The sequence below is a fragment of the Streptomyces sp. NPDC003038 genome (assembly GCF_040611115.1).
GTDB lineage: Bacteria > Actinomycetota > Actinomycetes > Streptomycetales > Streptomycetaceae > Streptomyces.
This window is the reverse complement of the sequence record NZ_JBEXNN010000005.1, coordinates 1-13663: the sequence shown is the minus strand read 5'-3', so window position 1 is coordinate 13663 and position 13663 is coordinate 1. Positions and strand designations below refer to the sequence as shown.

The 13663-nt window shown below is 70.8% G+C and carries 11 protein-coding genes; 8 read left to right on the top strand and 3 right to left on the bottom strand.

Features of this window, described 5'->3' with window-relative positions; all coding sequences use genetic code 11:
* Nucleotides 1–18: 18 nt before the first annotated feature.
* The gene (locus ABZX75_RS08280) at nt 19–1572 is read left to right on the top strand and encodes an alanine/glycine:cation symporter family protein (protein ID WP_355409128.1); all 1554 of its coding nucleotides are present in this window, start codon (nt 19–21) and stop codon (nt 1570–1572) included.
* Between the two features lie 212 nt (nt 1573–1784).
* Complete coding sequence (gene nhaA / locus ABZX75_RS08275) at nt 1785–3092, top strand: Na+/H+ antiporter NhaA (RefSeq protein ID WP_355409126.1); 1308 nt, start codon at nt 1785–1787, stop codon at nt 3090–3092.
* 79 nt (nt 3093–3171) lie between these two features.
* Here the strand turns inward: nhaA and ABZX75_RS08270 are convergent, their stop codons facing one another.
* Nucleotides 3172–4449 (bottom strand): M6 family metalloprotease domain-containing protein, encoded by a 1278-nt coding sequence (locus ABZX75_RS08270; protein WP_355409124.1) that lies wholly within the window; start codon nt 4447–4449, stop codon nt 3172–3174.
* Nucleotides 4450–4698: 249 nt separating this feature from the next.
* Between ABZX75_RS08270 and ABZX75_RS08265 the strand changes: the two genes are divergently transcribed.
* The 3 genes from ABZX75_RS08265 (at nt 4699) to ABZX75_RS08255 (ending at nt 8001) form a co-directional block, all read left to right on the top strand.
* Nucleotides 4699–5409: a TetR/AcrR family transcriptional regulator gene (locus ABZX75_RS08265; RefSeq protein ID WP_355409122.1), complete on the top strand. Its 711-nt coding sequence runs from the start codon at nt 4699–4701 to the stop codon at nt 5407–5409.
* Between the two features lie 61 nt (nt 5410–5470).
* Nucleotides 5471–7018 carry an MFS transporter gene (locus ABZX75_RS08260; RefSeq protein WP_355409120.1) on the top strand — a complete coding sequence of 516 codons (1548 nt, stop codon included), beginning with the start codon at nt 5471–5473 and terminating at the stop codon, nt 7016–7018.
* A 215-nt stretch (nt 7019–7233) separates the two neighbouring features.
* The gene (locus ABZX75_RS08255; protein WP_355409587.1) at nt 7234–8001 is read left to right on the top strand and encodes a class III extradiol ring-cleavage dioxygenase; all 768 of its coding nucleotides are present in this window, start codon (nt 7234–7236) and stop codon (nt 7999–8001) included.
* A 142-nt stretch (nt 8002–8143) separates the two neighbouring features.
* Here the strand turns inward: ABZX75_RS08255 and ABZX75_RS08250 are convergent, their stop codons facing one another.
* On the bottom strand, nt 8144–8677 hold the full coding sequence (locus tag ABZX75_RS08250) for an N-acetyltransferase family protein (RefSeq protein WP_355409118.1): 534 nt from the start codon (nt 8675–8677) through the stop codon (nt 8144–8146).
* A 193-nt stretch (nt 8678–8870) separates the two neighbouring features.
* Between ABZX75_RS08250 and ABZX75_RS08245 the strand changes: the two genes are divergently transcribed.
* On the top strand, nt 8871–9848 hold the full coding sequence (locus tag ABZX75_RS08245; protein ID WP_355409116.1) for a sigma-70 family RNA polymerase sigma factor: 978 nt from the start codon (nt 8871–8873) through the stop codon (nt 9846–9848).
* 128 nt (nt 9849–9976) lie between these two features.
* Here the strand turns inward: ABZX75_RS08245 and ABZX75_RS08240 are convergent, their stop codons facing one another.
* A complete protein-coding gene (locus ABZX75_RS08240) occupies nt 9977–11011 on the bottom strand; it encodes a YafY family protein (RefSeq protein WP_355409114.1) in 1035 nt (344 codons plus the stop codon).
* A gap of 234 nt (nt 11012–11245) precedes the next feature.
* Here ABZX75_RS08240 and ABZX75_RS08235 point away from each other — a divergent pair, with 234 nt between their 5' ends.
* Together ABZX75_RS08235 and ABZX75_RS08230 are read left to right on the top strand one after the other, a co-directional pair.
* On the top strand, nt 11246–12730 hold the full coding sequence (locus tag ABZX75_RS08235) for an MFS transporter (RefSeq protein WP_355409586.1): 1485 nt from the start codon (nt 11246–11248) through the stop codon (nt 12728–12730).
* 149 nt (nt 12731–12879) lie between these two features.
* Nucleotides 12880–13641, top strand: coding sequence for a DeoR/GlpR family DNA-binding transcription regulator (locus tag ABZX75_RS08230; RefSeq protein ID WP_355409112.1), 762 nt, complete (start codon nt 12880–12882; stop codon nt 13639–13641).
* Nucleotides 13642–13663: the final 22 nt, after the last annotated feature.

Below are 13663 nucleotides of genomic sequence, written 5' to 3'. Positions count from 1 at the left end.
CCATCGAGGTAAAGCCTGATGTCACTCGACTCCATCACCAGCTCCGTTGACGACGCCGTCAGCGGATTCTTCGAGCCCATAGCCAAGTGGCTCGGAGACGTCGTCTTCTACTCCGTCCCCGTGGGCGGTACCCAGCTGCCGCTCATCGTCGCCTGGCTGGTCGTCGCCGGCCTCGTCTTCACCGGCTGGTTCGGCCTGGTGCAGGTGCGCAAGTTCCGCCTCGCGGTGGCCGTTGTGCGCGGCAAGTACGACGAAAAGGGATCGGCCGGCGAGGTCAACCACTTCCAGGCACTGACGGCGGCCGTCTCCGGCACCGTGGGTCTGGGCAACATCGCCGGTGTGGCCGTGGCCGTCTCCATCGGTGGCCCGGGGGCGACCTTCTGGATGATCCTCTGCGGCGTGCTCGGCATGGCGACGAAGTTCGTCGAGGTGACGCTGGGCGTGAAGTACCGCGAGGTGCACGCCGACGGCACCGTCTCCGGTGGCCCGATGCACTACCTGCCCAAGGGCCTCGCCGAGCGCTTCGGCGCCAACGGCAAGAAGCTGGGCAAGGTCCTGGGAATCCTCGCCTCCGCGATGATCCTCTTCTTCGGCCTCTTCGGTGGCAACCTGTTCCAGGTCAACCAGTCCTACGCCCAGCTGGTCTCGGTCACCGGTGGCGAGGACGGCATGGTCGGCTCCTCCGCCGGCGCCCTGTTCTTCGGCATCCTGGTCGCCGCGCTCGTCGGCATCGTGCTCATCGGCGGCATCCGCTCCATCGCCTCCGTCACCAGCAAGCTGGTCCCGGCCATGGCCGGCATCTACATCGTCGCCTGCCTGGTCGTCATCCTGGTCAACGTCTCGGCCCTCCCGGCCGCGATCACCACGATCTTCGAGGGCGCCTTCAACCCCGAGGGTGTCGCCGGCGGTGTCCTCGGTGCCCTGATCATCGGTTTCAAGCGGGCCGCGTTCTCCAACGAGGCCGGTCTCGGCTCCGCGCCGATCGCGCACTCCGCGGTCAAGACCAAGCACCCCGCGAGCGAGGGCCTGGTCGCCCTGCTGGAGCCGTTCATCGACACCGTCGTGATCTGCACCATGACCGCCCTGACGATCGTGATCGCCAACCCGGCCAGCTGGGCCGAGGCGCGCGCCGGTGAGTCCATCGGCGGCGTGACGATCACCTCCGACGCCTTCGGCACGGTCCTGCCGTGGTTCCCGTACGTCCTCACCATCGCGGTGATGCTGTTCGCCATCTCCACCGTGCTGACCTGGGGTTACTACGGCCTCAAGGCCTGGTCCCACCTGTTCGGCCGCTCCAAGACCAGCGAGACGGTCTACAAGGTCCTCTACACCCTGTTCGCCGTCGCCGGTTCGCTGCTCACCCTCCAGACGCTGATCGACATGGCCGACGCGGTCCTGTTCATGCTCGCCGTCATCAACATCATCGGCCTCTACCTGCTGGCCCCGGTCGTCAAGCGGGAGCTGAACAGCTTCCTCGCATACGTCCGGGCCCGCGATGCCGGAGAGATCACCGACGAGGACGGCGTCGAGGACGACGGCGACGACCAGAAGCTGGTCAAGGCCACCGTCTGACCGCCCCTGGCTCCCCGTTCCCGGCGGCCCCTCTCACCTGTGTTTTCGCAGGCGAGAGGGGGTGCTGGTGAGATCCGGGAATCGCCGATAGGGTGTAAAGAACGCGTCAAGTACTTGTCACCATTCAGTGGCGCGGGGTGTGCCGGGAAGTCTGGTCGGCGTCCTTGGGGCCGTGTGCCCGTTTTTCGCCGACGCCCCGGAAGGCCACCACCATGACCAGCCCGCGCCCGCGCATCGTCTTCGGGCTCATGCCCTGGCCCGAGCGCCAGGCCATCGCCTCGGCCCTGCGCACGGAGACCGTCGGTGGACTGGTCCTCCTGGCCGCCGCCGTCATCGCGCTGATCTGGGCCAACACCCCCTTCAGCGGCGCGTACGAGGCGATCCGCGACTTCCACTTCGGCATCCCCGCCCTCGGCCTGGACCTCTCCGTGGGGCACTGGACCGCTGACGGGCTCCTCGCCGTCTTCTTCCTCGTCGCGGGCATCGAGCTCAAACGCGAACTCGTCGTCGGAGAGCTGCGCACCCCCGCCACCGCCGCCCTGCCGGTCATCGCCGCCGTCTGCGGCATGGCCGTCCCCGCCGGCCTCTACGCCGCCACCGCCTGGGCCGGAGGCGGCAGCCTGGAGGGCTGGGCCGTGCCGATGGCGACCGATATCGCCTTCGCGCTGGCCGTGCTCGCGGTCATCTCCACCCACCTGCCGTCCGCACTGCGCGCTTTCCTGCTCACGCTCGCCGTGGTCGACGACCTCGGCGCGATCCTCATCATCGCCGTCTTCTTCACCTCCGACCTCAACTTCTGGGCACTCGGCGGAGCCTTCGCCGGACTCGTCGTCTTCTACCTCCTGCAGCGCTTCCGCGTGCACGGCTGGTGGTGGTACGTACCGCTCGGCCTCGCCGTCTGGGCGCTGATGTACAACGCCGGCGTCCACGCCACCGTCGCCGGCGTCGCCATGGGCCTCATCCTGCGCACCACCCGCGACAAGGGCGAGAAGACCTCACCCGCAAGCCGCGTATCGCACCTGATGCACCCCTTCTCCGCCGGTGTCGCGGTCCCCCTCTTCGCCCTCTTCGCGGCCGGCGTCACCATCTCCGGGAACGCGCTGGCCGAGGTGTTCACCAGCCCCGAACCGCTCGGCGTCGTCATCGGCCTCGTCCTGGGCAAGATCCTCGGCATCTTCCTCGGCACCTACCTCGCCGCCCGCTTCACGAAAGCGGAACTCAACCCCGAACTGGCGTGGGCCGACGTCCTGGGCCTGTCCGTCCTGGCGGGGATCGGCTTCACCGTGGCCCTCCTCATCGGCGAACTGGCCTTCCCCGGCGCAGCCGTCGGCGAGCACGTCAAGGCGGCCGTCCTCATCGCCTCGGTGAGCGCCGCCGTGCTGGCGGCCGTACTGCTCCGGCGCCGCAACACCGTCTACAAGCGCCTGTACGAGGAAGAGAACCTCGACGCCGACGCCGACGGCATCCCGGACATCTATCAGCGCACCCCCGCGATGCCGGCCGACGCGCAAGAGAACTGACGGGCTGAGCCGCCGGGCGTGCGGGGGCCGACGGAGGCCGACGCGCGCAGGCGGGCAGGCGGGCATACCTGATGGGGAGTCAGGGACGCGTGATCCGGACCTGGTAGCTGCCGTTGCGCAGTTCGCCCACCACCGAGATGCTGATGCCCGCCTTCTCGTCGGTGAAGGTCTCGCCCGGCCGGAACGGCGCGTCCGAGAGTTCGGCGTGGACGTTGGGCCGCCGGGTGCAGCCGCCGCTCGCGTCCGTACTGTCCGACACCGTCACCGGCCCGTGCCCGGTGTCCACCTCGGAGTCCACCTTGTAGACGAGGACGCCCGGTTTGCAGACGGCCTCGTCGTTGCCTGCCTGAGTCCGCACCTCCACCGCGTAACCGGCGCTCTCGGACAGCGGGACGAAGGCCAGTTTCGTGCCGCCCCGCACCGCCAGCGGAGAGAGCACGTGGTCACTGACCCCCGCCTTCGCCGCGCAGCTGATCTGCGTACCGTCCAGCCAGCCCAGCTTCCACTTGTGCCAGCCCAGCAGGTCGTTGTTGGCGCCCCAGTCCTCGCTCATGATGTCCCAGTGCCCGACCGCGCCTCCGCCGTCGGAGGTGTACAGGTCGGGCAGTCCGAAGACGTGACCGTTCTCGTGCGGGAGCACCCGGTAGCCGGTTTCCCGGTAGGAGCCGGAGCCGTCGTCCTGCCGGCTGTAGACGAAGGACGTGTTGGAGAGCGGGACCCCGTCGGCGGTCGGGGCCTCGCCGTTGCCCGAGAAGGTCACCGACAGGACGGTGTCGAGGGCGGAGGGTCCGGCGTTCGGCGTGACCAGGACGTTGACGAGGTCGTAGCGGCTGAAGTCCACCTCGGAGTCGGCGGCCTTGGCGATGTGCTCGACGAGCTGGCGGTAGCCCGGCTCGTAGGGGGACCCGCGCTCGATTCCGTACGCCGCGAAGGGCATCGGCATCCGCAGCCAGGTCCTTACCGGTGACTCCGCCCGGTAGCTGAGCCTGCCGTAGGAGCTGACGCGGAACCACTCGGAGGTCTGGGGGAAGAACTCCGCCAGGCGGTCCAGGGCCGTGCCCTCACCCTTGGCGTCCGGGAAGTCGATCATCAGGTTCAGGGCCCTGACCTCGCCGGTCGAGCGCGAGTACCCGGGCGGGGTCGGCAGGCCCTCGGACATCTGCACGCCCATCGTGCCGGCGATCCGGCAGGGCGCGAGCGCCGATTCGGCGGTCGCGGCCACGGGTCCGGCCGTCGAGTGGCCGCGGTGGGATATCCCGTCGCTCGCGGTCGCCGTGACGCCGAGGGCCAGCGCGGTGAGGCCGATGCACGCACTGGTGCGGCGCGGTCTGCGTATCCGGTGGCGGGTCTGCGGCATGGAGATCGCCTTCGGGTCCGCGGCAGCCGGCCGGGCCCGGTCTGCACTCTGTTCGATCACCCTCCGACGGCTGCGGCGCGGCCGCGCGCCGGAGGAGGCCGAACGTGGAGACGACCGTGACTCAGGTCACACGGAGGAGTGAAATAACCGGGGATTGGATCCCCGTTTGTACGTGAGTCCCGCGAAGTGGGGATCGGCTCCCCGTTTGGGGGAGGCGTCGTACGCGTCACCGCGCCAGAGAGGCCCCGGATGAAGAGCCCCAGCCCCACCACCGCCCCGGCGGCCCCGGCGGCATCTTCAGCGACCTCAGCCGCTTCCGCGGCCACCCCGCAGACGCGCGTGCCGCGCCCGCGCGCCGACGCCGTCCGCAACCGCGAGCGCATCCTGACGGCCGCCCGGGAGGTGCTCGTCGAGCTCGGCTGCAGCGCCCCCTTCGACGAGGTCGCCCGCCGGGCCGGCATCGGCAACGCCACCCTCTACCGGCACTTCCCCGACCGGGCCACCCTCGTCCACCACGTCGTGCTCTTCGTCATGGACCGGGTCACCGCCCAGGCCGAGGCCTCGCTCGCCGAGGAGCCCGACGCCTTCGCCGCGCTGTGCCGTTTCACGCACGCCGCCGCGGACGAGCGGATCGGCGCCCTCTGCCCCATGCTCGCCGGTGACTTCGACCGCGACCACCCCGAACTCCTTGCGGCCCGCGCCGCCTTGGAGGGCGCCGTCCAGACTCTGATGTCCGCCGGCCAGGGCGCCGGCCTCGTCCGTACGGACATCGGCTCCGGTGATCTGATGGTCGCCCTGTCCCAGCTCAGCCGTCCCCTGCCCGGCACCGCCTGCCTCGACATCGATCGCTTCGCCCACCGTCATCTCCAGTTGTTCCTCGACGGGTTGAGGGCTCCCGCCCGCTCCGTGCTGCCGGGTTCCGCGGCCACGCTGGAGGGGCTGAGCCGTAAAACCATGTGACTCGCAAGCCCGCCTTAAATATCCTTTTCCAGTCATTCCGCACAGTGAAGTGGGTACCCTCATGTCCAAAACAGCCGCGACACCGCCGCTGGCTGCCGACCCCAGCCGCTGGAAGGCGCTCGTCTTCATAGCCCTGGCCCAGCTGATGGTCGTCCTCGACGCCACCATCGTGAACATCGCCCTCCCGTCCGCCCAGACCGACCTCGGCATCTCGGACGGCAACCGCCAGTGGGTCATCACCGCGTACGCTCTGGCCTTCGGCGGACTGCTCCTCTTCGGCGGCCGCATCGCCGACAAGTGGGGCCGTAAGAACGCCTTCATCGTCGGTCTCATCGGCTTCGCCCTGGCCTCCGCCCTCGGCGGCGCCGCCACCGGCGAGGCCATGATGCTGGGAGCCCGCGCCCTCCAGGGCGCCTTCGGCGCGCTGCTCGCGCCGGCGGCCCTCTCGCTGCTCGCGGTCATGTTCACCGACGCCAAGGAACGCGCCAAGGCGTTCGGCATCTACGGTGCGATCGCGGGCGGTGGCGGCGCCGTCGGCCTGATCCTCGGCGGCTTCCTCACCGAGTACCTCAACTGGCGCTGGACCTTCTTCGTCAACATCCCCTTCGCGATCGCCGCGGCCGTGGGTGCCTGGCTGGTCATCCGCGAGCCCGTCGGCTCCCGCAACCGCGCGCCGCTCGACATCCCCGGCGTGGTCCTGTCCACGCTCGGTCTCGTCGCGCTGGTGTACGGCTTCACCCGCGCCGAGTCCGAGGGCTGGTCGGACCCGGTGACCGTGGGCATGTTCATCGCCTCGGTCGTGCTGCTGGCGTCCTTCGTCCTCACCGAGGCCCTGGTGAAGTCCCCGCTGCTGCCGCTGCGCGTCCTGCTGGAGCGCAACCGCGGCGGTGTCTACCTCTCGCTCGGCCTGGCCGTCATCTCGATGTTCGGCCTGTTCCTCTTCCTCACCTACTACCTCCAGATCGTGAAGGGCTTCTCGCCCGTCAAGACCGGCTTCGCCTTCCTCCCGATGATCGTGGGCATGATCGCCGGCTCCACCCAGATCGGCGCCCGCCTGATGACCCGGGTCGCGCCGCGCCTGCTGATGGGCCCGGGTTTCCTGCTCGCCGCCACCGGCATGCTGCTGCTGACCCAGCTGGAGGTCGACTCCTCGTACCCGGCGCTGATCCTGCCGGCGCAGCTGCTGCTCGGCCTCGGCATGGGTACGGCGTTCATGCCGGCCATGTCCCTGGCCACGCACGGGGTGAACCCGGCCGACGCCGGTGTCGCCTCCGCCATGGTCAACACCTCGCAGCAGGTGGGCGGCGCCATCGGCACCGCGCTGCTGAACACGATCGCCGCCTCGGCGACCACCGCGTACCTGACCGACCACGCGGCCGGGGCCGCGGCGGGCGGCGCGGGTGCACGGCTGATCCAGGCGCAGGCCATGGTCGAGGGGTACACCTCCGCGATCTGGTGGGCGGTCGGCATCCTGGTCGCCAGCTCGGCCATCGCCGTCGGCCTGATCAACACGGGCCGCCCGGGGGCGGGCGGCCCGGTCGCCTCGGGCTCGGGCGCCTCGGGTTCGGGTGCCGAGGCCGAGGTCAAGATCCCGGTGATCGCCCACTGACGCGGTACGGGGCTCCGCCCGCCCGGGAATGACTGACGACCCCGCTTCGTTCAAGTTTGAACGAAGCGGGGTCGGTCTTTTGTCCGGCGGCCCGGCCCGGCCCCGCCGTGGAGGAGGAGAGTCCCGTGACCTCGAACCCGACCCCGCCGACCCCCGCGCCCACGACCGTGACGGCCGCGAGGGCCGCGACGGCCGCGCTCCCGCAGGGGGCCCGTATGCCGGCGCTCTACCTCAGCCACGGAGCGCCTCCGCTCGCGGACGACCCGATCTGGCCGGGCGAGCTGGCCGCCTGGTCCGCGGACCTGCCCCGCCCGCGGGCGATCCTGATGGTCTCCGCCCACTGGGAGGAGGCCCCGCTCGCCCTCGGCGCAACGGAAACGGCGCCGCTCCTCTACGACTTCTGGGGTTTCCCCGAGCGCTACTACCGGGTCCGCTACGAGGCCCCGGGCGCCCCGCACCTCGCCGCCTCGGTCCGCGCACTGCTCCGGGCCCCCGGCACCCCGGTCCAGGACATACCCGACCGCGGCCTCGACCACGGCGCGTACGTCCCGCTGGTGGAGATGTTCCCCGAGGCCGACATCCCGGTCCTGCAGATCTCCATGCCGACCCTGGACCCGCGCCGCCTGATGGACCTCGGGCGCAAGCTGGCGCCCCTGCGCGACGAGGGGGTCCTGATCGTCGGCTCCGGGTTCTTCACCCACAACCTGGCCGCGCTGCGGCACACCGGCCCGGGCGTCCCGTCCTGGTCCGCCGAATTCGACGCCTGGGGCCACGAGGCGCTGGCCTCCGGCGACCTGGACTCGCTCCTCGACTTCGGGACCAAGTCCCCGTCGGGCCGCCTGGCCCACCCCCGTACGGAACACTTCGCCCCGCTCTTCGTCACCCTCGGCGCGGCGGACGCCGCAGGGGACCTCACCACCCGCCGCGATGCGGTGGACGGCTTCTGGATGGGCCTCTCGAAGCGCTCCCTCCAGTTCGGCTAGGGGGTCGCGTACGCCTGCGAGGTGCGGAGCGCCCCGGTGATCGTCTCGTCGATCGCGAAGCCCTTGGCGGGCCCTACGGGAACGACCACCTCGGTCCCGTAGGGCATGCGCACCTCCGACGCGACCGGGATAGGCCCGACCCTCACCCGGACGGGTGGCGCTGACGCAGCCGCCTCTCGTACCAGCGGACATCCCAGTAGCGGCCGAACTTCCAGCCGGCCTCCGTGAACTCCCCGATCCGGCGGAAGCCGAAGCGCTCGTGCAGGCGTACGGAAGCCTCGTTCGGGAGGGCGATCCCGGCGAACGCGCGGTGCACCGGCTCGTCCGCCAGCGCCGCGAAGAGCGCCTCGTACAGCAGCGTGCCGATGCCCCGGCCGACCGCGTGCGGGGCGAGGTACACGCTGACCTCCACCGACGTGGCGTAGGCCGGTTTCGGGCGGAACGGGCTACTTGTGGCGTATCCGGCTATTCGATCACCCGTCCAGGCAACCAGAAGCCGGTGCGGGCCGTCTACAGGGTGGGAGTGCAGCCAGGGGCGGCGCTGTTCGGGAGTGAAGACGGCCGTGTCGAATGTGACGGCGGTCTCACGGATGTAGTGGTTGTACACATCCGTGAGCGCGGCCAGATCGGCCTCCGTTCCGGTCCTGACCTGCACCTCTACGAGTTCTGGCGGCATTCGTTCCCCCTTCGTGGCGGGGCAGGATACTGCAAGATCTCGAAAAACAGAGAGCAACGGGGGAATTCTGTCCCGATTCCAGTCGTTGTTTCCTTCGGAAGCGGGCACTCGCAAGAGTGTCCGGTGATTACCACCGCAGAGCAGTGACGTCCAGCAGCCGCATCGCGACCGAAGTCTTCGCAAGGGAGCACGCATGGCAACCCGCGCCGCCGCCCGTCGTCAGTCCACGAGCAGCGCCCGCGCTGTGGGCGGGGAGATAGCAGACCGCGACCTGGTCGGCATGTACCTGGACGAGATCGCGCGTACACCGCTGCTCGACGCCGCCAAGGAAGTGGAACTTTCCCAGATCATCGAGGCCGGCGTGTACGCACGGCAGATCCTCGACGGACTCATAGAGCGCGAGGGCAAGACGTCGTCGCGCGAGGAGCTGGAGGCGCTGGCCGCCGAAGGCGAGCGCGCCAAGGAAGTCTTCATCCGCTCCAACCTCCGCCTCGTCGTGGCCGTCGCCCGCCGCTACCCCCGCAGCGGACTGCCCCTCCTCGACCTGATCCAGGAGGGCAACGCCGGCCTGGTCCGCGCCGTGGAGAAGTTCGACTACGCCAAGGGATTCAAGTTCTCCACGTACGCCACGTGGTGGATCCGCCAGGCCATCACCCGTTCCATCGCCGATCAGTCCCGCACCATCCGCCTCCCCGTCCACCTGGTCGAGGAGCTCGGCCGGATCCGCCGCGTGCAGCGCGAGTTCAACCGTGAGAACGGCCGGGACCCGGAGCACGCCGAGATCGCCGCCGAGCTCGACACGACGGAGAAGCGCGTCGGCGACGTACTGGACTGGGCGCGCGACCCCGTCAGCCTCAACATGGGCATCGACGACGAGGGTGAGACGCAGTTCGGCGACCTCCTCGAGGACACCTCCGCGATCTCGCCCGAGCAGTCCGTCCTCTCGCTGCTGCGCAGCGAGGAGCTGGAGGAACTGCTCGGCAAGCTCGATCAGCGCACCGCTTCGATCATCAAGATGCGGTACGGGATCGACGACGGCCGCGAGCGGACCCTCACGGAGGTCGGCAAGCAGCACGGCCTGACCCGTGAGCGGATCCGGCAGATCGAGAAGCACGCCCTGCTGGAACTGAAGCGCATGGCGCGCGACACCGGCTTCGACGCCGTGGCCTGACCGGCCCGCGGCGAAGCCCCCCGTACGAGCCCCGGCACCTATCCCCCCCCAGGTGCCGGGGCTCCCCCTTGCGCCGGTGCCGCGTCCTTCCCCCTGGCCCTGCCCCCGTCACTCTGCCCACCGCAGGGCTACGCGCCGTCCGCCGCCCGCATCAGCCGCCCGGCCAGGGCCCGCGCCCCGGCCGCGAGCGACTCCGGGGCGTGGACGGTGAACGGCAGCCCCGTCATGGCCAGCCGGGCCGCCAGCCACTCGGGCGCGTCCCCGCTCTCGAACCGGACCCGCGTGCCCCCGCCCCCGCCCTTGCCCGAGCCCGAGGCCTTGCCCCCGCTCGCGCCCTTGCCCCCGCCTTCACGCTCGCCTTCGCCGGTCCCCGCCCCGACGACTGCGACCACCTCGCCCTCCAGCCACGCCGGCAGCTCCGCCGGGACCGCCGCGAAGGTCACCTCCACCCCGTACGTCTCCCGCCCGCCGAGCCCGCGCCGCACGAACGCCTCCGCGTCCATCGGCAGCTCCCGCGGCGCGAACCGGGCCCCCGTCGCGAAGGCCTCGGCCACCCGGTCCACCCGGAAGGTCCGCCAGTCCTCCCGCTCCAGGTCGTAGGCCACCAGGTACCAGCGGCTCCCCGTGCTCACCAGCCGGTACGGCTCCACCAGCCGCTTCGTGCCCACCCCGTCCCCCGCCCGGTACGCGAACCGCAGCCGCTCCGGCCCCGCCACCGCCGACGCCATCGTGGTCAGCGTCCGCGGGTCCACGCTCGCCCCGTCCCCCCGCGTCAGCGCGGTCGTCGCCGTCTGCAGCGCGCTCACCCGGTGCCGCAGCCGTGCCGGCAGGACCTGCTCCAGCTTGGCCAGGGCCCGTACGGAGGCCTCCTCGACCCCCTCGATCGCATGCCCGGCCCCCGCCCGCAGCCCCACCGCGATCGCCACCGCCTCCTCGTCGTCCAGGAGCAGCGGCGGCATCGCGGCGCCCGCCACCAGCCGGTAGCCGCCCTCCGCACCCAGCGTGGCCTCCACCGGATACCCGAGCTCCCGCAGCCGGTCGATGTCGCGCCGGATGGTCCGGGCGCTCACCCGCAACCGGTCCGCCAGTTCGCGCCCGGGCCATTCCCGGGGAGTCTGCAGGAGGGACAGCAAGGACAGGAGCCGTGCCGGTGTGTCGGTCATGAGAACCAGGCTGCCAGCGAAATAGGACACCACCTGACCTACATGCCGTCTACGTTTCTCTCCATGAGCACCGAGACGCCCAAGACATCGCCCGAGAGAAAGAACGGGCCCGTACGAGAAGAGCGGAACGACACTCCCGCAGAAGCGCCGGGCGACATACCCGGCGCCCCCGGCGCGTCCAGCGCCCCCGGTTCGCGCGCCGACCGCCGCCGCTGGCTCGCGCTCGCCATCGTGATGACCGCGGCCTTCATGGACCTGGTCGACGTCACGATCGTCAACATCGCGATACCCGCCATGCGCCAGGACTTCGGCGCATCCACCAGCGCGATCCAGTGGATCACCGCCGGCTACGCCCTCGCCTTCGCCGCGGGCCTGATCACCGGCGGTCGTCTCGGTGACATCTACGGCCGCAAGCGCCTCTTCCTCGTCGGCATCGCCGGCTTCACGGCCGCCTCGCTGCTCTGCGGCATCGCCGCGAACCCGGGCATGCTCGTCGCCTCCCGCCTGCTCCAGGGCGCCATGGCGGCGCTGATGGTCCCGCAGGTCCTGGCGATCATCCACGTCACCTTCCCGCCCCACGAGCGCGGCAAGGTCTTCGGTATGTTCGGCGCGATCGTGGGCCTCGGCGCCGTCTCGGGCCCGATGCTCGGCGCGCTGCTCACCCAGTGGAACCTCTTCGGCCTCGAATGGCGCCCGATCTTCCTGATCAACCTGCCGGTCGGTATCGCGGGCGTGATCCTGGGCCGCAAGTACATCACCGAGTCGAAGGCCCCCCAGGCGCTGCGCCTCGACCTCGTCGGTGTCGTCCTCGCCACCCTCGCCCTGGTCATGCTGATCTTCCCGCTCACCCAGGGTCGTGAGAACGGCTGGCCGGTGTGGGGCTTCGTCTGCATGGTCATGGCGCCGCTCGTCTTCATCGGCTTCATCGCGTACGAGAAGTACAAGATCAAGAAGGACGGCTCCCCGCTCGTCGAGCTCTCCCTCTTCAAGGTCAAGAGCTTCGCCGGCGGTATCGCCGTCCAGCTGACCTTCGGCATCGCCACCGGCATCTTCTTCCTGGTCTGGACGCTGTACATGCAGATGGGCCTCGGCTGGAGCGCCCTGCGCGCCGGGACCACCGGCATCCCGTTCTCCATCGCCGTCTCGGCCGCCGCGGGCCTGTCGGTCCAGAAGCTGGTGCCGCGCTTCGGCCGCAAGGTGCTCCAGGCCGGCGCCCTGACCATGGCCGCGGGACTGCTCCTCTACATCTGGGAGTCGCAGCACTACGGCATGGGGATCACCTCCTGGCAGATGGCCGCCCCGCTGGTCGTCATGGGCCTCGGCATGGGCCTGATCGTGGCGCCGCTCACGGACACCGTGCTGTCCGAGGTGCCGCGCGAGCACGCCGGCTCGGCCTCCGGCCTGATCAACACCACCGGCCAGATGGGCAACGCCCTGGGTCTCGGCCTCACCTCCGTCGTCTTCTTCGGGGTGATCGACGACGACATGGTCCTCGGATCGCCGTACGTCGACGCCTTCCGCACCGCGCTGTGGTGGGTCGTGGCCGTGCTGGTCGTGATCTTCGCGGTGATGTTCATGCTGCCGCGCAAGCAGGCTCCGGCCGGGCGGCACGAGGAGGCACCGGGCGGCGGGAAGCCCTCGGCCGACGCGGGCGCCCCGGACGCCTCGGGCGCCACCGCCGCCGTAGGCCCGGCCGCCGAGAAGGTCCCCGTGGTCTGAGGTCCCAGTGACCCGAGGGCCTCCGGCCCGCCTCACGGACATGCCCGCTTTTGTTGGCGGGTGTGTCCGTTTCTCTTTGCTTCACTCGAAACTGGGCGTACGGTAGAGGTGAAACCACAGAGTCGGGCACGAAACGGACGTAAATCCACATGTACGCACCGGAGCGCCAACAGGAGATCCTCCGCCTCGCCCGCGAGGCGGGCCGGGTCGACGTCCTGTCCCTGGCCGACCAGTTCCAGGTCACCGCCGAGACCGTACGCCGTGACCTCACGGCCCTCGACCGGGCGGGCCTGGTCCGCCGCGTGCACGGCGGGGCCATACCGGCCGGCCGCCTCAACTTCGAGCCGGACCTCACCGAGCGCGAGGCCACCGCCGCCGACGAGAAGGACCGCATCGCGGCCGCGGCCCTGGCCGAATTCCCCGACGGCGGCAGCGTCGTCCTCGACGCCGGCAGCACCATCGCCCGCCTCGCGGCCGCGATCCCGGTCGACACCGCGCTCACCGTGGTCACTCACGCGCTGCCCGTCGCCGCCCGCCTCGCCGACCACGCCGGCATCGACCTCCACCTGGTCGGCGGCCGCGTCCGCCACCGCACCCGGGCCGCCGTCGACGCCTGGGCGCTGCGCGCCTACGCCGAGATCCGCGCCGACGTCCTCTTCCTGGCGACGAACGGCTTCACGGCCGAGGGCGGCCTGACCACCCCCGACCTCGCCGAGGCGGCCGTCAAGCGCGCCGCGATCGCCGCCGCCCGCCGCGTCGTCCTCCTCGCCGATTCCGCCAAGGCCGGCCGGGAGCAGTTCGCGTGCTTCGGCTCCTTCGCGGACGTCGACCTGCTCATCACGGACGCGGGGCTCGCCCCCGCTCACAAGGCGGCGATCGAGGCCGCCGGTACGGAAGTTGCGCTCGTATGATCCTCACCGTCACCCCCAACCC